General features: G+C 38.8%; 24 protein-coding genes and 2 tRNA genes. 3 read left to right on the forward strand and 23 right to left on the reverse strand.

Translation table 11 applies throughout. The features are described from left to right. The 11 genes from urtB to groES form a co-directional block, all read right to left on the reverse strand. Entirely contained in the window at nt 1–906 is a 906-nt protein-coding gene (gene urtB / locus H0184_RS24470) for an urea ABC transporter permease subunit UrtB (protein ID WP_221829398.1), read from the reverse strand. 146 nt (nt 907–1,052) lie between these two features. After that, nucleotides 1,053–2,324 (reverse strand): urea ABC transporter substrate-binding protein, encoded by a 1,272-nt coding sequence (gene urtA, locus H0184_RS24475; RefSeq protein ID WP_221829400.1) that lies wholly within the window; start codon nt 2,322–2,324, stop codon nt 1,053–1,055. A gap of 195 nt (nt 2,325–2,519) precedes the next feature. Beyond that, complete coding sequence (locus H0184_RS24480) at nt 2,520–3,335, reverse strand: urease accessory protein UreD (RefSeq protein WP_221829402.1); 816 nt, start codon at nt 3,333–3,335, stop codon at nt 2,520–2,522. Beyond that, entirely contained in the window at nt 3,332–3,946 is a 615-nt protein-coding gene (gene ureG, locus H0184_RS24485; protein ID WP_221829411.1) for an urease accessory protein UreG, read from the reverse strand. The genes H0184_RS24480 and ureG overlap by 4 nt, the downstream gene beginning before the upstream one ends. Nucleotides 3,947–3,972: 26 nt before the next feature. Continuing rightward, the gene (locus H0184_RS24490; RefSeq protein ID WP_221829413.1) at nt 3,973–4,662 is read right to left on the reverse strand and encodes an urease accessory protein UreF; all 690 of its coding nucleotides are present in this window, start codon (nt 4,660–4,662) and stop codon (nt 3,973–3,975) included. Then, a complete protein-coding gene (gene ureE, locus H0184_RS24495) occupies nt 4,655–5,101 on the reverse strand; it encodes an urease accessory protein UreE (protein ID WP_221829415.1) in 447 nt (148 codons plus the stop codon). The genes H0184_RS24490 and ureE overlap by 8 nt, the downstream gene beginning before the upstream one ends. 10 nt (nt 5,102–5,111) lie before the next feature. Further along, nucleotides 5,112–6,821, reverse strand: a complete 1,710-nt coding sequence (gene ureC / locus H0184_RS24500) for an urease subunit alpha (protein WP_221829417.1) — start codon at nt 6,819–6,821, stop codon at nt 5,112–5,114. After that, nucleotides 6,821–7,141, reverse strand: a complete 321-nt coding sequence (locus H0184_RS24505; RefSeq protein ID WP_221829418.1) for an urease subunit beta — start codon at nt 7,139–7,141, stop codon at nt 6,821–6,823. The genes ureC and H0184_RS24505 overlap by 1 nt, the downstream gene beginning before the upstream one ends. A gap of 18 nt (nt 7,142–7,159) precedes the next feature. Continuing rightward, nucleotides 7,160–7,462, reverse strand: a complete 303-nt coding sequence (locus tag H0184_RS24510; RefSeq protein WP_221829420.1) for an urease subunit gamma — start codon at nt 7,460–7,462, stop codon at nt 7,160–7,162. A gap of 265 nt (nt 7,463–7,727) precedes the next feature. Next, complete coding sequence (groL, locus tag H0184_RS24515; protein WP_221829422.1) at nt 7,728–9,359, reverse strand: chaperonin GroEL; 1,632 nt, start codon at nt 9,357–9,359, stop codon at nt 7,728–7,730. 53 nt (nt 9,360–9,412) lie between these two features. Continuing rightward, on the reverse strand, nt 9,413–9,700 hold the full coding sequence (groES, locus tag H0184_RS24520; protein WP_090765908.1) for a co-chaperone GroES: 288 nt from the start codon (nt 9,698–9,700) through the stop codon (nt 9,413–9,415). Nucleotides 9,701–9,980: 280 nt separating this feature from the next. Here groES and H0184_RS24525 point away from each other — a divergent pair, with 280 nt between their 5' ends. Continuing rightward, the gene (locus tag H0184_RS24525; RefSeq protein WP_221829424.1) at nt 9,981–10,703 is read left to right on the forward strand and encodes a CPBP family intramembrane glutamic endopeptidase; all 723 of its coding nucleotides are present in this window, start codon (nt 9,981–9,983) and stop codon (nt 10,701–10,703) included. Then, complete coding sequence (locus H0184_RS24530) at nt 10,700–10,903, forward strand: YdiK family protein (RefSeq protein ID WP_221829427.1); 204 nt, start codon at nt 10,700–10,702, stop codon at nt 10,901–10,903. Before H0184_RS24525 ends, H0184_RS24530 begins: the two co-directional genes overlap by 4 nt. Before the next feature lie 29 nt (nt 10,904–10,932). On the opposite strand, the gene H0184_RS24535 is transcribed toward H0184_RS24530, so the two are convergent. From H0184_RS24535 to moaC, 5 genes are all read right to left on the reverse strand, one after another. Then, nucleotides 10,933–11,640, reverse strand: coding sequence for a cytoplasmic protein (locus tag H0184_RS24535; protein ID WP_221829428.1), 708 nt, complete (start codon nt 11,638–11,640; stop codon nt 10,933–10,935). Nucleotides 11,641–11,652: 12 nt separating this feature from the next. Beyond that, nucleotides 11,653–12,369 carry a polymer-forming cytoskeletal protein gene (locus H0184_RS24540; RefSeq protein ID WP_221829431.1) on the reverse strand — a complete coding sequence of 239 codons (717 nt, stop codon included), beginning with the start codon at nt 12,367–12,369 and terminating at the stop codon, nt 11,653–11,655. 13 nt (nt 12,370–12,382) lie between these two features. Then, on the reverse strand, nt 12,383–13,006 hold the full coding sequence (locus H0184_RS24545; RefSeq protein ID WP_221829433.1) for a YhbD family protein: 624 nt from the start codon (nt 13,004–13,006) through the stop codon (nt 12,383–12,385). 123 nt (nt 13,007–13,129) lie between these two features. Continuing rightward, nucleotides 13,130–13,783, reverse strand: a complete 654-nt coding sequence (locus H0184_RS24550) for a redox-sensing transcriptional repressor Rex (RefSeq protein WP_221829435.1) — start codon at nt 13,781–13,783, stop codon at nt 13,130–13,132. Nucleotides 13,784–13,811: 28 nt separating this feature from the next. Beyond that, nucleotides 13,812–14,309 carry a cyclic pyranopterin monophosphate synthase MoaC gene (gene moaC / locus H0184_RS24555; protein WP_221829437.1) on the reverse strand — a complete coding sequence of 166 codons (498 nt, stop codon included), beginning with the start codon at nt 14,307–14,309 and terminating at the stop codon, nt 13,812–13,814. Nucleotides 14,310–14,496: 187 nt separating this feature from the next. Here moaC and H0184_RS24560 point away from each other — a divergent pair, with 187 nt between their 5' ends. Beyond that, complete coding sequence (locus tag H0184_RS24560) at nt 14,497–16,416, forward strand: ABC-F family ATP-binding cassette domain-containing protein (protein WP_221829440.1); 1,920 nt, start codon at nt 14,497–14,499, stop codon at nt 16,414–16,416. Nucleotides 16,417–16,453: 37 nt separating this feature from the next. On the opposite strand, the gene H0184_RS24565 is transcribed toward H0184_RS24560, so the two are convergent. The 7 genes from H0184_RS24565 to H0184_RS24595 form a co-directional block, all read right to left on the reverse strand. Then, entirely contained in the window at nt 16,454–16,888 is a 435-nt protein-coding gene (locus tag H0184_RS24565) for a Gmad2 immunoglobulin-like domain-containing protein (RefSeq protein ID WP_221829442.1), read from the reverse strand. A 330-nt stretch (nt 16,889–17,218) separates the two neighbouring features. After that, the gene (tsaD, locus tag H0184_RS24570; RefSeq protein ID WP_221829443.1) at nt 17,219–18,241 is read right to left on the reverse strand and encodes a tRNA (adenosine(37)-N6)-threonylcarbamoyltransferase complex transferase subunit TsaD; all 1,023 of its coding nucleotides are present in this window, start codon (nt 18,239–18,241) and stop codon (nt 17,219–17,221) included. Further along, nucleotides 18,238–18,687 (reverse strand): ribosomal protein S18-alanine N-acetyltransferase, encoded by a 450-nt coding sequence (rimI, locus tag H0184_RS24575; protein WP_221829445.1) that lies wholly within the window; start codon nt 18,685–18,687, stop codon nt 18,238–18,240. The genes tsaD and rimI overlap by 4 nt, the downstream gene beginning before the upstream one ends. A 12-nt stretch (nt 18,688–18,699) precedes the next feature. Beyond that, nucleotides 18,700–19,410 carry a tRNA (adenosine(37)-N6)-threonylcarbamoyltransferase complex dimerization subunit type 1 TsaB gene (tsaB, locus tag H0184_RS24580; protein ID WP_221829447.1) on the reverse strand — a complete coding sequence of 237 codons (711 nt, stop codon included), beginning with the start codon at nt 19,408–19,410 and terminating at the stop codon, nt 18,700–18,702. Continuing rightward, a complete protein-coding gene (tsaE, locus tag H0184_RS24585) occupies nt 19,391–19,864 on the reverse strand; it encodes a tRNA (adenosine(37)-N6)-threonylcarbamoyltransferase complex ATPase subunit type 1 TsaE (protein ID WP_221829450.1) in 474 nt (157 codons plus the stop codon). Before tsaE ends, tsaB begins: the two co-directional genes overlap by 20 nt. A gap of 180 nt (nt 19,865–20,044) precedes the next feature. Beyond that, nucleotides 20,045–20,121, reverse strand: a tRNA-Asp gene (locus H0184_RS24590). Between the two features lie 40 nt (nt 20,122–20,161). Beyond that, a tRNA-Met gene (locus tag H0184_RS24595) sits at nt 20,162–20,235 on the reverse strand. Nucleotides 20,236–20,393 lie beyond the last annotated feature (158 nt).

Below are 20,393 nucleotides of genomic sequence, written 5' to 3' on the forward strand. Positions count from 1 at the left end.
CTATTCGTCAAGTGCTCTTGATCGAGAACTTACAAGTCCAGATGGTCTCCATTGTAAAAATGCGATAATTAGCATAAATACCAGTACTTTCCCGATTGTTGCTGAAGTGAAAAATTCAAAGATGGTATTGAAAAATCCAATTCCAAATGCACCAACCACTGCTCCTATAAGAGCACCAACTCCGCCAACGACTACTACCATAAAAGCATCGATAATATAATAGGTCCCAATTGTTGGACCAATTGGACCTAATAAGGTTAAGGCACAGCCTGCAATGCCAGCAAAGCCTGAGCCAATCGCAAAAGTCCCTAAATCGACCCTTCTTGTTTGAACACCTAAGCATTCTGCCATTTGTCTATTTTGCATAACAGCACGAACTCTTCTGCCATTCGCCGTCCGATAAAAATAAAGAAAAATAGCAACAAGACATAAAATTGAAAGACTTAAAATAAAAATGCGTGAGTATGGTAAAACAAGATTACCTATCGTAAGTCCTCCATTTAAAAAGCCAGGACTCTGTACACCAACATTAGGCGCACCAAAAATCGATCTTGCTAATTGTTGAAGCATTAAACCAACACCATATGTTGCCAGTAAGCTATCTAATGGACGTTTATATAAAAATCGAATCAACGATACTTCTAGTAAAATGCCAAATCCTGCAGCAATTAAAAAGGCGATAGGTATGGATAACAAAAAGTAAAGATCAAAAAATGATTCTGGAACATACTTTAAAAAAAGGGATTGAATCACATATGTTACATATGCTCCAATCATAATTAACTCTCCATGAGCCATGTTAATAACCTTCATTAATCCGAAGGTAACAGCAAGCCCTAGAGCAATTAATAATAAAATGGAACCAAGGCTTAATCCATTGAAAAGAGTTAATATTGTACCACTCATATCCTTGCTCCTTTCTACAAAACGAGTATCGTAAATATCAAACAATTATTCTTTTATAATCGAAAAAGAAAAAAAGTAGATAGAGGCTAATCAAACCTCTACCTAATTTAATTATAAAGGGCTGTAAAAGCCATTAGTAAAAATGACTACTGTCCTAAGCTTTCAGCTAACCCGCTTGCCCAATCAAATCCCTTTAGGAATGGATCTGGTTTTACCGGTTCACCTGAATTCCATAGCTCTTTAATTTGTCCATCACCCTGTACCTCACCAATTCTTACTGTCTTATAAACATGCTGGTTTTCACCATCAACCTTTACAAGACCACCTGGTGCCTGGAATTCTAATTCCTTAGCAGCTTCTTTTACAGCATCCACATCAGTTGTTCCAGCTTTTTCTACTGCAGCAGCCCATAAATAAACACCAAAATAACCTGCTTCAATTGGATCTGCTGTTACACGATCTTCTCCATAAGCTGCTTTGTAGGCTTCGACAAACTCACTGTTTTCAGGAGTTTCAGTAGTTTGATAGTAGTTCCAGCTCGTTAAATGACCTGCAATAACATCTGCACCAATACCTCGGACTTCTTCTTCAGCTACACTAACTGAAAGCACAGTAATATCTTCTGACGTAATACCTGCATCCTTTAATTGTTTAAAGAATGCAACATTACTATCACCATTTAACGTATTGAAAATCACATCTGGTTTTTCACTTTTTATTTTCGCAATGACTGTGTTATAGTCTGTATGCCCGAGTGGTGTATATTCCTCACCAACTAAATCTGCACCCGCATCTTCAAGTTGTGCTTTAATTGCTGCATTTGCTGTTCTTGGGAATACATAATCTGATCCTAATAAGTAAAACTTTGTACCACGATTTTCTAGTAACCAATCTACAGCAGGAACAATTTGTTGGTTTGGCGCAGCACCAGTGTAAAAGATATTCGGAGAGCTTTCCATTCCTTCATATTGAACTGGATACCATAGTAACCCATTACTTTCTTCTACCACCGGAAGCATTGCTTTACGACTCGCAGACGTCCAGCCCCCAAATATGGCTGCAACCTTATCTTGCTGTAATAATTTCTTCGCTTTCTCTGCAAATGTTGGCCAATCTGATGCGCCATCCTCAATAACTGGCTTAATTTGCTTACCTAAAACGCCTCCGTTTGCATTAATTTCGTTTATTGCTAATAATTCTGCATCATGTACAGATGTTTCACTGATCGCCATGGTTCCACTTAAAGAATGTAGGATTCCTACTTCAATCACATCTTCATCATCTGAACCAGACGTACCTTCTGTTGATCCAGAGCTTCCCTCTTCCGGGGTGGATGCACCATTACCTCCTGAACACGCTGCAATGATCGTTGTAAAAGCTACCATTAGTAAAAAAAGATAAAACGGTTTTACTTTCATTTTTTTAACCCCCCATTTAAATATGTAAAATTTTCTGACAACTAAATAATAACAACACTGCAAATGATGTTCCACTAACATGTAAGGTAATGTGACATGGTTTTTGGTTTTACCAAAATCAAAAAAACACTTGATGCCTAATTAGACAACAAGTGCTTTATCTTACAACCTATTTTAAGCATTCTCTGTTAATTTCTAATACTTCCTCCAAAGAATGGATTCTTTATTTAATAACACGCGCCTGCTATATGTCTGGGCTTCTGCTATGATTGCTTCAATGATTCCAGAATGATTTGCTAATAATCGCAGAATCCCCCCTTGATCAGGTAATGCTGATAATCCTAAATGAACATTGGGAAAGGTTTCAATAAGGTGAGAATAAAGCATATCTAAAAACTTTTTATTCACCTGCTCATGAATAAGAATGAATGTACCTATATGGGTATATCCTTCCATTTGCATGATTCCGTTCATTTGAGGATCAGGTTCTAAAAAAAGATGATCAAATAACACGAGCTGTCCATCTCTATAAATCTTAAGTTTGGACCGAATCCATTCATATTTAAAAAAACTCCCATCTTTTGCCCAGCCAGGAGTAATGATATCGCTATAAAAAAAACATGAATCACGTTCTATCTCAACCTCTGTTTCTTGTATAAAACGAGCGTCTTCATACGCAATCAAAGGATCTGGAATGTACTCTAGTATACTTCCAAATCCCAGTTTTATTTTTGTTTGCTGACGTACAGGTTCTGTAGGAGTTTTATAAACCTTCGTTGACGATTGTGTAGTAACTAGGAGATGAGCATTGTCATCTACCTGTATTTGAGTGAAATAAGAATCTCCATTAACATACCCTCCACCAACATGAATGAGATAGATAGAAGGCGAATCTTCCTCAAGGTAGATTGGACGTGCTATTTTTAAGGCACCCTCATAATAGCACGATGAGATAATCGTTTTTTCATTCTTTTTAGAGGCGAAAAGATCTAAAACTCCTGTGTAGCTCATGAACCTAATCCCATTAATAATGCATTCTTTTTAATCCAATCAATTACCTTATCTAAACCCGTTCCATCCTTCAAATTCGTGAAGATATATGCCTTTTCCCCTCTCGCAGCAATCGTATCGCTTTCCATAATCTCTAGACTCGCCCCCACATATGGAGCTAAATCAATCTTATTTATAATAAATAAATCTGATTTAATCATTCCCTGCCCTCCTTTTCTAGGGATTTTTTCCCCTTGGGCAACATCGATGATATATATGGAAAAGTCGACCAACTCCGGACTAAAGGTTGCAGCTAAATTATCACCACCACTTTCCACAAAAATCAATTCTAAATCCCGATGCAGTTCTGTTAGCTCATCAATGGCCGCAAAGTTCATAGATGCATCTTCACGAATAGCTGTATGAGGGCATCCTCCAGTTTCCACACCAATAACACGGTCCTCAGGCAATACTCCATTTTTAATTAAAAAATTTGCATCTTCTTTTGTATAAATATCATTTGTAACAACCGCCATACTAAGCTCTTCATTTAATGCCCGCGTTAATCTTTCGACTAGCATTGTTTTACCGGCCCCAACAGGACCACCAACTCCAATTCGTATCGGTTCCATCTGCAGCTCTCCTTCATAAGTTTTAATTAAGACATAAATAATCGTACAGGCAGCCTCTCATGACGCATTTGCGCAATTTCTAAACCCGGGCTTACCGCACCTAAATCATCCTTTGTTAGCTTCATAATTCTATTTTTGGCCTCGTGAATCTTTACCTGCATTTCGACCAATAGCTTTTGACCATCTGTTTGACCTAGCGGCACACCTCGAACTGCATTTTGAATAAGTGATGACACAGAGGCAAATAGGTATGCTGAAAGAATTTTCTCCTTATCAATCTGCAAGTGATGTGCAACAAACGCAAACACAAGTGCCGAATGACCGTAGCCCTGTTTATTTTTTATAAAATGGAGATACTCCCCTAAGGTAGTTGAAGAGTATAATTCCATACACAGCTTCGCCATTCGTTCCCCAATCCTGCGATTACCCTCTCTTGTTTCCTTCGCAAGACTCGACACATACAATAGGCGATCAATTTCGAGCAGCTCATTCATACCTCTGCTAGATTCCAAGATTTCATAGGATAGTCTGCAAGCAAGTCCATCTGAGAAGACTAATTGTTTATCAACAAAGGTAGAAATGGCAGTTTTAAAGCTTTCCTTATCTACAATAACTTGTTCTTGGATATATGTTTCTAATCCAAATGAGTGCGAAAATGCCCCAGAAGGAAAATTAGAATCACATAATTGTAGTAAAGGAATTAAATCATTATCCATGACTATGTCCTATATGACGAAACGCCTGACCTACTTTTCTATTCTCTCGTTTATAAGGCACCTTTCCCTGTCTAAGTAATTCCTCGACAAGGTAATCATACTGAACCAACATTTCATCACCTTCAAATTGGGCTGGAAGATGGCGATTTCCTAACTGATGTGCAATATCACCCATTTGTCCAATCGAAGTTGGCATAATCACTAACACATCATCCTCTTTCACCGAAATAACAATCATATTTTTTTCATCCATATGAAGAATATCACCATCAGCCAAATCTTTATTATCCTTTAGACGAATTCCAATTTCTCTCCCATGGTCTGTAATTACACGCTGGATTCTTTTGACCAATAAATCACTTTCCAAATAAACACGTTCAACATGTGAAGTTCTTTTTTCAATCGTCGAGACATTACCTAGCACTTTTTCAATTATCATATCCTTCACCTCAAAATAAGAAATAACGCTGGGCCATTGGAACAACCTCAGCTGGTTCACATGTAATCAATTCCCCGTCCACACGAACTTCGTATGTTTGCGGATCAACTTCAATATTTGGTGTTGCATCATTAAATACCATTGATTTTTTTGATATTTTCCGGATTCCTGAAACACACTTAATTTCTTTTTGAAGTCCTAACTTCTTATGAACGCCGTTTTCATATGCAGCCTTAGAAACGAACGTTATGGATGTTCGATATTTCAAGCTTCCATGACTTGCAAACATCGGGCGATATAAGACAGGCTGAGGAGTAGGAATACTCGCGTTTGGATCACCCATTATACTATGCGCAATCATCCCGCCTTTTAGAATAAGATCTGGTTTCACCCCAAAAAATGCAGGGTCCCATACAACTAAATCTGCAAATTTACCAGCCTCCACAGATCCCACATATTCCGAAATACCATGTACAATGGCTGGGTTAATGGTGTATTTGGCAATATATCTTTTTACCCGAAAGTTATCTCCTACTGTGAGGTCCTCTTGCAGCTTGCCTCGTTGCTTCTTCATTTTATCCGCTGTTTGCCATGTACGGGAAATCACCTCACCCACACGCCCCATCGCCTGCGAGTCTGATGAAATCATACTGAACACACCTAGGTCGTGTAATATATCTTCAGCCGCAATTGTTTCCTTTCTAATTCTTGAATCCGCAAAGGCAACGTCCTCCGGAACACTCGGATCCAAGTGATGACAAACCATCAGCATATCTAGGTGTTCTTCAAGTGTGTTTACTGTAAATGGACGGGTTGGATTTGTAGAGGAAGGAAGAATATTAGAATATCCAGCTGCTTTAATAATATCTGGAGCATGCCCACCTCCAGCACCCTCAGTATGGTATGTATGGATAACACGGCCATCAATAGCAGCTAAGGTATCTTCCACAAACCCTCCTTCATTTAAGGTGTCTGTGTGGATAGCAACTTGAATATCAAATCGATCCGCTACTTTTAAACTAGTATCAATCGTTGCGGCAGTTGTTCCCCAATCTTCATGAAGCTTTAAGCCAATAGCTCCTGCTTCTACCTGTTCAATAAGAGGTTTTTCATCTGAAGAATTTCCCTTTCCTAAGAATCCTAGATTCATAGGATATTCTTCTGCAGCAAGAAGCATCCCATGGATATTCCATGGTCCCGGTGTACAAGTTGTTGCATTTGTTCCTGTTGCAGGACCTGTACCTCCACCTAACATTGTCGTAATCCCAGAGGAAAGGGCAGTCTCAATCTGCTGAGGAGCAATGAAATGAATATGGGCATCAATCCCACCCGCAGTTACTATTTTTCCCTCTGCAGCGATTACTTCAGTAGAAGCACCAATAACAATATCAACATTGTCCATCAATAATGGGTTTCCCGCTTTACCAATAGCAGCAATATAACCATCCTTCACACCAATATCAGCTTTATAAATGCCTGTATAATCGAGAATAATGGCATTGGTGAATACTAAATCGACACTCTCGGCACTAGTTGCTAAGGGATGCTGCCCCATTCCATCCCGGATAACCTTGCCCCCGCCAAACTTCACTTCGTCTCCATATGTTGTATAATCTTTTTCGATCTCAATAAATAGTTCAGTATCCGCCAAACGGACGGCATCCCCGACTGTTGGACCAAACATATCAGCATACTGCTTTCTGGACATTTTAAAGCTCATTATTCTACCTCTTTTCCTACAGGACCATTTGTTTTGTTATTTAAACCGTAGACCTTTTGTTCGCCTGAAAACGGAACAAGCTCTACCTCCTTTTGATCTCCAGGCTCAAAACGTACAGCAGTACCTGCAGGAATATTAATGTGCATTCCAAAGGCTTGTTCACGGTCAAAGTGTAAACCTGAATTGACTTCAAAGAAATGAAAATGCGATCCTATTTGAATCGGACGGTCTCCTCTATTGAGAACTTGAATTTTCTTCGATTGTTTATTTGCGTTGCATACAATCACTTCTTTTTTCAACACATACTCACCAGGAATCATTCACTACTCCTCCTCTTATTACCGAATTGGGTCATGCACCGTCACAAGCTTTGTCCCATCCGGAAAAGTTGCCTCCACCTGAATATCATGAATCATTTCAGGAACACCCACCATTACATCTTCCCTTGATAATATCGTGGCACCATACTGCATTAACTGAGCTACCGTCTTTCCATCTCGCGCACCCTCAAGGACTTCATATGTAATAATAGCTATTGCCTCTGGATAATTAAGCTTCAATCCTCGTTTTTGCCTGCGTCGTGCTAAATCAGCAGCTACAACCACCATCAATTTCTCCATTTCCCGCGAAGTAAGCTTCATTTATTTCACCCCTTCCTTCAATATACCTCAAGTTGCACTTTATATAACATATGATGTAAGGTAACCTAACATACAAATAAATTAACATACGCTGGATTTTTTTACAATATTTAAAAAAATTAAAAAATGATACACGCGTGGACGAATAGGGCCGGTTTTCACACTCCTTATCGGGATAATTGGACTATCACAAGAAATAAAAAAAGAAGCCTCCCAAAAGTTCAGTGAACTTTTGAAAAGCTTCTTTTTTTATATTTGGGGCAGATTACATCATGCCGCCCATTCCACCCATACCGCTCATGTCAGGCATGCCGCCTTGACCAGCTGGTTCTGGCTTGTCAGCAACAACTGCTTCAGTTGTTAAGAACATAGCCGCTACAGATGCAGCGTTTTGAAGTGCTGAACGAGTTACTTTAGTTGGGTCAACGATACCAGCTTCGATCATGTTTACCCACTCACCGCTAGCAGCGTTGAAGCCTGTTCCAACTGCTTCGCGCTTTAAGCGGTCAACAATTACAGATCCTTCAAGACCAGCATTGTGAGCGATTGTACGTACAGGCTCTTCAATCGCACGTAACACGATGTTAATACCGGTAGCTACATCGCCTTCAGCTTGAATTTCAGCCACTTTGTTGTATACGTTAAGAAGGGCAACACCACCACCGGATACGATACCTTCTTCAACCGCAGCACGAGTTGCGTTTAAAGCGTCTTCGATGCGAAGTTTGCGCTCTTTTAATTCAGTTTCAGTTGCAGCACCAACTTTGATTACTGCTACACCGCCAGCTAATTTCGCTAGACGCTCTTGTAATTTTTCACGGTCAAATTCAGAAGTAGTTTCTTCTAATTGAACACGGATTTGGTTTACACGAGAAGCGATTGCAGCTGTATCTCCTGCACCTTCTACGATTGTTGTGTTTTCTTTTGTAACAACGATCTTAGAAGCGCGTCCTAAAGATGCGATTGTTGCAGTTTTCAATTCACGGCCAAGCTCTTCAGTGATTACTTCACCGCCAGTTAAAGCAGCGATATCTTCAAGCATTGCCTTACGACGGTCACCAAAGCCAGGAGCTTTAACAGCAACTGCATTGAATGTTCCGCGAAGTTTGTTTAATACTAAAGTAGAAAGTGCTTCACCTTCGATATCTTCAGCAATTAATAACAACGGCTTGCTTTGTTGAACAACTTGCTCAAGAACAGGAAGGATTTCCTGGATGCTTGAGATTTTCTTGTCAGTAATTAAGACATATGGATTTTCTAATACAGCTTCCATTTTGTCTGTGTTTGTTACCATGTAAGCAGATGTGTATCCACGGTCAAATTGCATACCTTCTACTACATCTAACTCAGTTGTGAAGCCTTTTGATTCTTCAATAGTGATAACACCATCATTACCAACGCGCTCCATAGCCTCAGCAATTAATTGACCTACTTCTTTATCATCAGAAGAAATAGCAGCAACTTGTGCGATAGACTCTTTGCCTTCGATTGGTTTAGAAATTGCTTTTAATCCTTCAACCGCTACGTTAACTGCTTTTTCAATACCCTTACGGATACCCATTGGGTTTGCACCAGCAGTTACGTTCTTTAAGCCTTCACGAATCATCGCTTGAGCAAGAACAGTTGCAGTTGTAGTACCGTCACCAGCAACATCATTTGTTTTGCTTGCAACTTCAGCAACTAGTTTAGCACCCATGTTTTCGAATGCATCTTCTAATTCGATTTCTTTTGCAATGGTTACACCATCATTTGTGATAAGTGGTGAACCAAATTTTTTCTCAAGAACGACGTTACGTCCTTTAGGTCCAAGTGTAACTTTTACTGTATCTGCTAATGCATCAACTCCACGTAGCATTGCGCGGCGTGCATCTTCACTAAATTTAATTTCTTTAGCCATGTTCAAAAAACCTCCTCGTATTTTTTAGACTAATGATTGATTTTAAAAAATCCTTATTCGCCTACAACAGCAAGGATATCGTTTTCACGTAAAATTAAATATTCATTTCCTTCAAACTTCACTTCTGTACCAGAGTATTTTGAGAAGATAATACGATCGCCTACAGAAACTTCAAGAGCAACGCGTTCGCCACTTTCAAGCACACGACCAGTACCTACGGCAACAACTCTTCCTTCTTGAGGCTTTTCCTTAGCAGAGTCCGGTAAAACGATACCGCTTGCAGTTTTTTCTTCTGATTCAACAAGCTCAATGACAATACGATCACCTAGTGGTCTTAACAAATCAAACAACCTCCTCAAATAGATATGTAATTCTGACTTATTAGCACTCTCTTAACTTGAGTGCTAACACAATTATTATCATAATAAATGCTTATAAAATTTGCAAGTATCAAGCTAACTTTTTTAAAATTTTTTACAACCTTACAAGTATGCGGTTTGCCCGCAAGAATATACATAGTTTTTAAAGATAATCTTTAAAATTGAAACAACCTTACTTTTATTAGTAGAATGGAGAATAGGTTAGAATATTTATGAAGGCTTTCTAAAGGAGAAAAACAATTTGAAAAGAGAATATTGGATTATTTTAATTGTCTATATTGCAATGCAGCTATCAAGCCTAATCGGTATTCCCGGGCTGATGTTTCTCTTTGGATATTTAGGGCTGAATCAAGGGCATGTTGTTCCCTATTGGTTAATTTTCAGCTTTACTCTAGCACTACTTATTATTCTTTTCCTATTAAGAAAGGAAATGAAGAAACCAGGATTGAATGAAAGAGGCAGTTCCTTTGGGTATTCTGTTACCTGGGCAGTATTTGGTGTTTTTCTGGCATTATTTGCCCAATCTCTAGCCGCTAATATCGAACGGCTTATTGGAGTTGAAATGGGCTCAGAAAATACTCAGCAAATCCTAAACATCATTGAATCCCTTCCACTCGCCATGGTAGTAAGCTCAGTCATCGGACCGATATTAGAGGAAATTGTTTTCCGGAAGATTATTTTCGGTACTCTTCATAAACGGATTAACTTTTTTTTCTCAGCACTTATTAGCTCGGTGATATTTGCCTTAGCTCATATGGAGCCGGAGCATATATTACTCTATTCAGCGATGGGCTTCACATTTGCTTTTCTTTATGTAAAAACCAAACATATCCTTGTGCCTATTTTTGCTCATGTGGCCATGAATACATTAGTTGTCGTCATGCAGTCAGTTTATCGGGATGATATTGAAAAAATCATCCGTGAGGCTGAGGGTATCCAAAACTTTATCGGAGGCTTTCTATGAGACGTTCACCCTTGTTTTCCGGATTTATTTATATTGTGCTTGGTTGTTTATTTACTTATTTTGCTGTCGAGGATGTCACGCAAAACGGCTGGGGTTTCTTCAGCTATCTGCTCGTTTTACTAGCCACCTTTGACTTCGGATCTGGCTTAAGAATTATCTTCTTTTACTATAGGTATAAAGACAAAATTAAAAAGCAGTGAAAAAAGGGCCTTCTTACTAGGCCCTTTTACTATAGCTTTGTTTTCGTTTTTATCGTTGAATGTTTATCCTGGCTTAGATCAGTTGTATACTCTACAGTTCCAATTTGGCAGCCTTCCCCAATCACTACCTTTTTTCCGCGAACGATATCTGCAGTTGTATTTTCTAAAAATATTTCATCGCCTTCGATTATTTTCACACTAAGTGTCCCAGTCTCTTTCCCAAATGGCAGGAAAGAATTCTTCTTCTTAACATTTATATATCCCCCGCCAATTTCCTCAGCAGAACTTTGCCCAAAGCGCAGGGAAATTTTTATCACATCAGCATTAAGCAGACCCTTGATTTCAAAACCTCCTGACGATTCAAAGGTTTCAAACTCGACATCACCGTTGACTGAAATACTTCCTTTCACATTTGCACCTTCACCCATTAAATGTTCTCCCACTTCAAGCGTCCCAAGAATTTTCATATTCTTCAATGCTGCTTTACCGCCAACTTCCATTGTGCCCATAACCAGCATTTCATCACATTCAATGTTCCCCTTTACCTCTGCCTCACCAAATACTTTAACCGATTCTGTCTTAACATTTTCCAAGGCCTCACTGGTTCCATAGATATGAATGGAAGAACATTCTACATCACTATTAATCGTACCATCGCCCCGAATACTGATTTTGTCGTATTGACCGCCAGGATAAGTGCCAGACCCATTTATCGTAAGATTTTGACCTTTTGTCATTTCGCTTCCCCCTTACACCTTTCGAATTTCCCTTACAACTGTATTTTCAGCCATCAATAATTCCCCTGAATGTTCAACAACGTCAATAATGCAGTTAGGACCTATTGATACATGGTTTCCCCGAACCATACCCGCCTTAGTATTTTCAATCTCAATCTTATCTCCTTCAATTAATTCTGTTTCTAACTGGGTAGGAATGAATCCTTTGAATAGCCGAAGAAGAGAAGACTTTTGCTTAATGAGAATCGTTTGCCCGCCAATTTCTTTTGCTTTACAATTTGCAAATATAGTAATGTCTACTAAATCAGCATTTAGTAACCCGCCTATAGTAAATTGTGATTCAGCTTTAATCACTTCCGCCTCACAATCTTCTTCCACTGTAATCTTGCCTCTTAGTTTTAGCTCATCGCTTTTAATTTTCCCGCCTACATAGGCTTTTCCTGCAATATTCAATTTTTTTACGATTAGATTATTGGCTACCTTCGCACTGCCATCAATGGATAGGTATTGACTTTCGATACTGCCATTTACCTTCCCATTTCCACTTATCTTTGCAGATTGTGAAACAATGTTTCCATTAACGGTTCCTGTCCCACTGCATTCAAATTTTTCACAATCAATATCACTATTTACCGTTCCTTTTCCATTTACGATGACCTGATTGAATTGTCCTCCATTGGATGACCCAAAACCATTAATGATTAGGTCTCCCCTCTTTTTCGTTTCCATTGTTTAGTCCCCTTTATCCTAATTTCGATTTGATTTCTTCCATACAAGACACTAATGAAACATGAGCTGCTATTTTTGTCCCCTTATCAAAATAAAACCCTTCGTTATTAATCAATAATAAACAGCTAGAAAGTCCTAATTTCCTTGTTACCACCAAATCTGCACTTTTTTGCTTTACCTGGTCCCTGTTGTCCATTAACACCTGTAAAAGCATTTTTGCTTCATCCAGATTAATTTCACCTGATTGAAGCAGCTTTTCTAGAACAAAAACCTCAAGCAGCCTTGAGAAATGAAATTGATGATTTCCCTTTTCATTTTCAAGATAAAAATCCATGACTGACTTTGAAACAATGTTACGACCAACTACTTCATCTGCCTCAAGCTGTAAATCACTTATATTTGGAGAAAACATATCTGCTAACTCATCTAAAGAAAGATTCTCTTTCATCGTTTGTATCTTATTTATTCTTTCTAAAATTTTATCTTTAGGAAAAAAGGTTTCCTGTCCTGTGAACGTTGATTTCCTAATAAACCAATCTTCAGGAATAAGGTCTTTTCGTTTCCATCTATATAGCTGTCCATAAGAGATTCCGGCCAAGTCCAATAAGTCTTTTTTTGAAATTAACTCCTCGTTCATTGTGATAACCCCTTTCTAAAACCAATGTAACATAACACTGTTACGCAAGTAAAGATTTCAATTCCTTTTTTATCCGACAAAAAAGACCTTTTCACTTTTTTAGAGTGAGAAGGTCTTTTACTCTTATTCTTCTGTTTCCTCTGTTGGGTAGTGCTTCAGGAAGTAAATAAGTGATTGTAATTCGACAGCCAAGTCAATATGATGGACACGAATAGATGGCGGCACATTTAATCTGGCAGGAGTGAAATTTAATATCGCCTTAATATTGGATTTTACAAGTCTGTCAGTAATAACCTGTGCTACGGGAGCAGGGACGGTAAGAATGGCAACATGAATTTCATCATTGCCTAATACTTTCTCTAATTCATCCATATGAAATACCGGTACATCACGAATCGTGGTCCCCATCTTATCCGGATCCACATCAAAGGCACATTCAATTTTTGTATTATTATTCTTTAAAAAATTGTAATTTAAAAATGCTGTACCTAGATTACCTACCCCGATTAAAGCTACCTTTGTTAATTCATCTTGGTCTAGTGTTTTCCGAAAGAAGGTTAATAAATAATTGACATTATAACCATAACCCTTTTTCCCCAAGGCTCCGAAATAGGAAAAATCCCGGCGTATGGTTGCCGAATCAACCTTCACGGCTTCACTTAATTCTGCGGAAGACACCCTCTGTTTACCGGAAGAATGCAGATTCTTTAAAAATCGATAATATAAGGGCAGCCGTTTTGCTGTCGCTTGTGGTATTTTCATTGTCTCATTGCTCATATTCTCCCACCCCCTATAAATTGTTAATTTATCTAACCTGTTCCGTTCTATGGAAATCTCCATTTTTTCCACCGGTTTTTTCAACCAAATAGGTTTTTCCGATTACCATGCCTTTATCGACTGCCTTACACATATCATAGACAGTCAATGCACAAGTGGAAGCAGCTGTTAGCGCTTCCATTTCAACACCTGTATGTCCCTTGGTTTTTACAGCAGCGGCAATATTTAATGTATAAGCAGTATCATTTTCTTTTTCCCAAGAGAAGGTTATATTTACTCCTGTTAGAGGAATGGGATGACACATAGGGATTAGATCCCAGGTTTTCTTTGCCCCCATAACACCAGCTATTTGGGCTACAGCAAGAACATCGCCTTTTTTCATTTCATTATTTGTTATTTTCTCGTATATTTCGTTACTAACAGTAATGCTGGAATGAGCTATTGCCGTACGGGCTGTTTCTGGCTTGTCACTGACGTCAACCATTTTTGCTCTTCCTTCTTCGTTAAAATGAGTAAATTCAGACATAAATATAATCCTCCCACAAAATAATACACTATTTTTCTCAATTTGTCTGTGAAACTTTGAACTAATGATAAAAAAAATTTACATTTTTTTCTTTCAGGATATTCTCTTATTTTCCCCAATACAGGACACTTTATTGCCGACTTTGTTGGAATAAGGTACACTTATTTTAGTAATAGAGGTGAAAACAATGATATTATTACAGGTTAATCAACTAGCAAAATACTATGGTGCAGACCTTATTTTATCGAATATAAAACTAGAGTTACAAACGCGGGACCGTGTTGCTCTTGTGGGGCGTAACGGTGCAGGGAAATCGACACTGCTCAAAATAATAGCCGGGCATCTGTCACATGATGGCGGAGAAATTATTAAACCAAAAGGAGTTAGTATTGGCTATCTAGCTCAAAATACCGGTTTAGAATCCAATTTGTCGATATGGGATGAAATGTTAACTGTTTTCGATTCATTAAGAGGTATGGAATCCTCACTTCGACAATTAGAGACTGCCATGTCGGATCCAGCTGCCATGGAGAATACTAGCAGCTACGATCGAATTTTAAAAGAATATGATCAATTACAAGTGAAATTTAAGGAACAGGGCGGTTATCAATATGAAGCTGATATTCGCTCCATTCTTCACGGATTAAATTTTCATAATAGCTCCTTAATGATATCCAGCTTAAGCGGTGGTCAGAAAACACGTCTGGCATTGGGCAAGCTGCTTTTAACGAAGCCTGATATATTGATTCTCGATGAACCTACAAACCATCTTGATATTGATACCCTTACATGGCTTGAGCAATATCTTCAAGGTTATGATGGGGCTATCTTAATCGTATCCCATGACCGGTACTTTCTAGATAAAGTCGTTACACAGGTCTATGAAGTTTCACGGAAGCAAATTCAAAAATTCATTGGAAATTACAGCTCTTACTTAGACCAAAAGGCTGCTAATTACGAGCGGGATTTGAAGCTCTATGAAAAGCAGCAGCAAGAAGTTGCTGATCTCCAAGATTTTATCCAGCGTAACCTGGCACGAGCTTCAACAACCAAACGCGCTCAAAGCCGGCGTAAAAAGCTTGAGAAAATGGACTTGATGGACCGGCCTCTAGGAGATGAAAAGTCTGCCACCTTCTCTTTTGAAATAGAGAAACAAACCGGAAATGACGTTCTCGCTGTCGATTCACTAGCAGTTGGTTATAGTGGACAAAAGGTTTCAGAAATGATTACTTTCAGGGCCTATCGCGGTGAAAGTATTGCTTTAGTAGGCCCTAACGGAATAGGGAAATCTACCCTTCTAAAAACCATTATTAAAAAACTTCCTGCCTTGGCTGGTACGATTCAATATGGTGCAAATCTAGCAATTGGCTACTACGACCAGGAGCAGGCAGAATTGACCTCTAATAAGCGAGTTCTTAATGAGCTATGGGATGAATGGCCATTAAAAAGTGAAAAGGAAATCCGGACAGTCTTAGGTAACTTCCTGTTTTCTGGTGATGATGTATTAAAAATTGTTTCTACATTAAGCGGCGGTGAAAAGGCAAGACTGGCACTAGCCAAATTAATGCTGGAGAAAGCAAATGTTTTAATATTGGACGAGCCTACGAATCATCTGGATCTAGATAGCAAGGAAGTTCTTGAAAATGCCTTAGTCGACTATCCAGGTACGATTCTTTTTGTCTCACATGATCGCTACTTTATTAACAGAATCGCAACAAAGGTATTGGAGCTTAGTGCAAAGGGCAGTTCTGAGTATCTTGGGGACTACGACTATTATCTAGAGAAAAAGCTTGAAGAGGAAGAACTAAAGGCGTTAGAAGCCGCATCTCTTAATAAGAAACAAACTCAAGCGGTGGTGCAGGAGCGTTCGACTTATCATCAAGATAAAGAAAGTAAAAAACTCGAGCGGCAGCGAAAAAGGAAATTAGAAGAAATTGAAATGCGGATAGAAGAACTAGAAGCCCTCACGCAAGAATACGAGGAAAAGCTTTGTGAACCTGAAGTTTTCCAGGACCATGAGAAGGTTCTTGAAATTAATTTACTAAATGAAAAGGCAAAGACTGAACTTGAACAATTAATGGAAGAGTGGGCAGAATTAGCCGATTAATACAAAGGGCCTGGATACGAATATCCAAGCCCTTTTATTATTTAATTGGTATTCTTAAGGTATCTGTTTTTGACCCATCTTTTGCTGAATACACAAATAGCTCAAATGAAACTTCTTCTTTTGCTAGTAACTCCTTATCAATCGTTATTTCAAAGCTCCCCCATGCAGGCGCACCATCTGTTTGATAATGGTTTTCTAGTAAGATCTCACTTCCAGAAATCACTGCATATTGAAAAACACCTTCAAAAACCCTAGCCTTTCCCTTCACGGTTATATCACCATTCGATTTCGAAACAACAACTTCCTTGAAGACTTCATTTTCGTACTGTTTACTATCTTCCTTTTCTTGATTATTTCCATTATCGATTACATCCGGCTTCTTATCATCTGTCGAAATATTAATATCTAAACTGCAGCCAGTTAATCCAAAAAAGAGAACCATGAATATCCCTAATAAGAACTTCCTTTTCATTCATATACCCTCCCCTTTTTAATTACTATATTCGTTGTATTGTAAAATTCACCTTAAGTGGGACTCTACATTTTCACTTAAAAACCGACAAAGTTCGCAGGAAACTCTTCGACATATTTCCCCAAACTCCTTTTCCACAAACTTATACACATATAAAGTCTTATTTCTATAACCTTATTTCTACTTTTCCACATTATCCACAAAAAAGTCTCTACTTATCCACATTGTCCACAAAATAAAGGTGACTTACCCACATTATTCTCGTAATACACAATTTTCAAAAAAAGTTATCCACAAAAAAAGCCCTTCTTATCCAGAAGGACTTAAAATCTAATTGTATAATTCAATATCTAACCCTGGGTTTGCATTTAATGAAAGGTCTGCTCGTATTCCTTTTTCAAACATGATACTTCCTGCCGCTGCAATCATTGCCGCGTTATCTGTACACAGATTCAAAGGTGGAATAACTAATTCAATATCGTTCTTTTCTGAGAAAGCTTTTTCCAGTGTTCTTCTAAGTCCTTTATTTGCAGCAACTCCACCGGCCAAAAGCACTTGCTTAACCTTGTATTCATCTGTTGCTTTTATCGTCTTCTTCACCAATACCTCGATGACACTTTCCTGAAAACTTGCTGCTAAATCTTCTGGGGCAATGGTTTCACCACGTTGTTCAGCATTATGAACCGTATTAATAACAGCGGACTTTAATCCGCTGAAACTAAAATCATACGATCCTTCTTCTAACCAAGCCCTAGGTAAATCAAGTGTATCCCTGCCATCTTGTGCAAGCCGGTCGATATGCGGCCCGCCTGGATATGGCAGTTTCAAGGTTCTAGCTACCTTATCATACGCTTCACCAGCAGCATCATCCCTTGTTTCACCGATAACTTCAAAATGACCCTGTTCTTTCATATAAACTAACTCTGTATGCCCTCCTGACACCACTAAGGAGAGGAGAGGGAAGGTAAGCTCTGTTACTAGCCGGTTTGCATAAATATGTCCCGCAATATGATGAACGGGAACAAGTGGAATGCTATGTGCAAATGCAAGTGCTTTTGCTGCATTCACTCCAATTAACAAGGCACCAACTAAACCAGGACCTTCTGTTACTGCAATGGCATCCAAATCTGAAAGCGTAAGGTTTGCCTCCTTTAAAGCCTCTTCAATGATAACCGTGATTTGTTCAACATGATGACGGGAAGCAATTTCAGGTACGACACCGCCAAAACGTTTATGACTCTCAATTTGTGAGGCCACTACATTGGCTGCAATTTCTCTGCCATTTTTGATAATGGCAACGGCTGTTTCATCACAGCTTGTTTCAATTCCCATAATCCACTGATCTTTTATCATAAATTCACCCACATTACTAATGCATCTTCCTGATTATCTGAATAATAATTTTTCCGAGTTCCGCCATTTTGAAAACCTAACTTACGGTAAAGAGATTGTGCAACATGATTCGTCACCCGTACTTCAAGAGTCATACTCCTAGCACCCATATCCTTAGCAACAGACATCATCTTACGAAGGATTGCCTCTCCAAGCTTTCTGCCTCTATAGGTAGGAAGTATGGCCACATTTGTTACATGGGCCTCATCAATCACTACCCACGCACCACAATAACCAATAATCTTCTGATCTTCTTCAAGGACGATATAAACAGCAAATTTATTGTTATAAATCTCATTGTAAAAAGCTTCTCTGCTCCATGGTGTAGCGAAAGAGGCATGCTCCACCTCTAATATTTGATCGATATCCTCTTCCTTCATATAACGAAAAACATAAGAATCTACCATAACTCTTTAATCCTATCCTTTTATAGTTTTTCCATTTGCCTCTAACCACTTCGCCTCTGCCTCTGCTAAACGGATATAATTAGGAACAAAGGAATGTATGTCTTCCCCCTGCTTATCTTTACCTAAAAATGCAAGCTCAGCTGGGCGAGGATTATACTCTGTAATCGCAGCAAACTTTGCCTGAGAACCTAGTGCTGCTTCTATTACATCTCGATGAAGCGGCAGGTCATTACCAACAAATAAAATAGGCTTTTTTATTTCTTCTTTTAATGCGGCTGTCCAATCTGCTGATAAAACCAAACGGTCCTCTTTAGCAATTGTTAAAACTCCGCTTTGGTATTGATAGAGCCCTGTATAAACCTGTCCTCTTCTTGCATCAACTAAAGGTGAAATATAACCATCGAAATATCTTCCCGCCCCTGCCGCGATAACCTCTAGACTAGAAATTCCTACTAATGGAATCTTTAACGACCAAGCCATTGTTTTGGCTATCGTAACCCCAATTCGTACTCCCGTATATGATCCAGGACCTTTGGCAACTACTATTTTGGTCAGCTGTGCTGGGACTCTTTCGCAATCCTTCATTAATGTTTGAATGGCAGGCATAATACGAATAGAATGATTCTTCTTTAAGTTTGTAATATATTCGCCAAGTACCTGATTATCCTCAATAAGCGCAACTCCTAATGGATAATTAGAAGTATCAATCGCTAGTATGGTCATTTAGAAAAATCTCCTTACATAATTGCTCATATCTTTTCCCTTTTGGGGCGAACACAATTTTTCTTTTTTCTGATCCCTCATGATATAAGTAGATGGTTAACGTTTCTGTTGGCAGCTGCTCCTCAATTAAATGAGCCCATTCTACAACAGTTACGCCATCCCCTTCAAAGTATTCATCAAACCCTAAATCCTCATAGGAATCGGCAACTCGATATACATCCATATGATACAGCGGCAGCCTCCCATGGTACTCTTTTATGATGGTAAAGGTTGGACTATTAACGGTTTTCTTAATGTCTAGTCCTTTTGCCAACCCTTTCGTGAAGGTGGTTTTACCAGCACCTAAGTCTCCCTCTAGACAGATCACATCGCCAGGCTGTAACAATGCTGCGAGGTTCGCAGCAAGCTGAAACGTTTCAGCAGGGTCTATCGTATTCTTTTCATACTGTTTCATCTAATCACCTTTTACTATTCAATAGCTATCGCTATCTACATTCTACCTTATTTTTGAAAAAAAAAACCTTAGGATAGCTCCTAAGGATGTCCATTCACTATGTATTTTACCTAATCTCCGCCATTTAAGCAAAAAAGGCATAAAAAAAACGAAACTCAGTTTCGTATTTTAAAAATATAGTGGCGGTCTGGACGGGACTCGAACCCGCGACCTCCTGCGTGACAGGCAGGCATTCTAACCAACTGAACTACCAGACCAAAGTATTTTCAAGTAGTTCTCTCGAAAATAACTTAATAATTGCGGGGACAGGATTTGAACCTGCGACCTTCGGGTTATGAGCCCGACGAGCTACCAGACTGCTCCACCCCGCGACAGTAAAAATGAATCTTTAAGTGCACTAATATAGTATATGTTAAAATAAATAATATATCCACACTTTTTAAAAAAAATATTACAGCCTGGCAACGTCCTACTCTCACAGGGACAAAGTCCCAACTACCATCGGCGCTGAGAAGCTTAACTTCCGTGT

The sequence above is a fragment of the Neobacillus niacini genome, from assembly GCF_019749295.1.
Classification (GTDB): Bacteria; Bacillota; Bacilli; order Bacillales; family Cytobacillaceae; genus Neobacillus; species Neobacillus niacini_D.

Excerpts from the sequence above, each read along its gene's own strand:
- tsaE (WP_221829450.1), bottom strand. The coding sequence starts at position 19,864 with ATGAAACAGTATGAAAAGAATACGATAGACCCTGCTGAAACGTTTCAG.
- ureE (WP_221829415.1), bottom strand. The coding sequence starts at position 5,101 with ATGATAATTGAAAAAGTGCTAGGTAATGTCTCGACGATTGAAAAAAGA.
- rimI (WP_221829445.1), bottom strand. The coding sequence starts at position 18,687 with ATGGTAGATTCTTATGTTTTTCGTTATATGAAGGAAGAGGATATCGAT.
- H0184_RS24505 (WP_221829418.1), bottom strand. The coding sequence starts at position 7,141 with ATGATTCCTGGTGAGTATGTGTTGAAAAAAGAAGTGATTGTATGCAAC.
- H0184_RS24550 (WP_221829435.1), bottom strand. The coding sequence starts at position 13,783 with ATGAGCAATGAGACAATGAAAATACCACAAGCGACAGCAAAACGGCTG.
- H0184_RS24490 (WP_221829413.1), bottom strand. The coding sequence starts at position 4,662 with ATGGATAATGATTTAATTCCTTTACTACAATTATGTGATTCTAATTTT.
- tsaD (WP_221829443.1), bottom strand. The coding sequence starts at position 18,241 with ATGATAAAAGATCAGTGGATTATGGGAATTGAAACAAGCTGTGATGAA.
- H0184_RS24540 (WP_221829431.1), bottom strand. The coding sequence starts at position 12,369 with ATGGAAACGAAAAAGAGGGGAGACCTAATCATTAATGGTTTTGGGTCA.
- H0184_RS24530 (WP_221829427.1), top strand. The coding sequence starts at position 10,700 with ATGAGACGTTCACCCTTGTTTTCCGGATTTATTTATATTGTGCTTGGT.
- H0184_RS24480 (WP_221829402.1), bottom strand. The coding sequence starts at position 3,335 with ATGAGCTACACAGGAGTTTTAGATCTTTTCGCCTCTAAAAAGAATGAA.
- ureC (WP_221829417.1), bottom strand. The coding sequence starts at position 6,821 with ATGAGCTTTAAAATGTCCAGAAAGCAGTATGCTGATATGTTTGGTCCA.
- groL (WP_221829422.1), bottom strand. The coding sequence starts at position 9,359 with ATGGCTAAAGAAATTAAATTTAGTGAAGATGCACGCCGCGCAATGCTA.
- H0184_RS24565 (WP_221829442.1), bottom strand. The coding sequence starts at position 16,888 with ATGAAAAGGAAGTTCTTATTAGGGATATTCATGGTTCTCTTTTTTGGA.
- urtB (WP_221829398.1), bottom strand. The coding sequence starts at position 906 with ATGAGTGGTACAATATTAACTCTTTTCAATGGATTAAGCCTTGGTTCC.
- H0184_RS24545 (WP_221829433.1), bottom strand. The coding sequence starts at position 13,006 with ATGAACGAGGAGTTAATTTCAAAAAAAGACTTATTGGACTTGGCCGGA.
- moaC (WP_221829437.1), bottom strand. The coding sequence starts at position 14,309 with ATGTCTGAATTTACTCATTTTAACGAAGAAGGAAGAGCAAAAATGGTT.
- tsaB (WP_221829447.1), bottom strand. The coding sequence starts at position 19,410 with ATGACCATACTAGCGATTGATACTTCTAATTATCCATTAGGAGTTGCG.
- urtA (WP_221829400.1), bottom strand. The coding sequence starts at position 2,324 with ATGAAAGTAAAACCGTTTTATCTTTTTTTACTAATGGTAGCTTTTACA.
- H0184_RS24560 (WP_221829440.1), top strand. The coding sequence starts at position 14,497 with ATGATATTATTACAGGTTAATCAACTAGCAAAATACTATGGTGCAGAC.
- H0184_RS24510 (WP_221829420.1), bottom strand. The coding sequence starts at position 7,462 with ATGAAGCTTACTTCGCGGGAAATGGAGAAATTGATGGTGGTTGTAGCT.
- ureG (WP_221829411.1), bottom strand. The coding sequence starts at position 3,946 with ATGGAACCGATACGAATTGGAGTTGGTGGTCCTGTTGGGGCCGGTAAA.
- H0184_RS24535 (WP_221829428.1), bottom strand. The coding sequence starts at position 11,640 with ATGACAAAAGGTCAAAATCTTACGATAAATGGGTCTGGCACTTATCCT.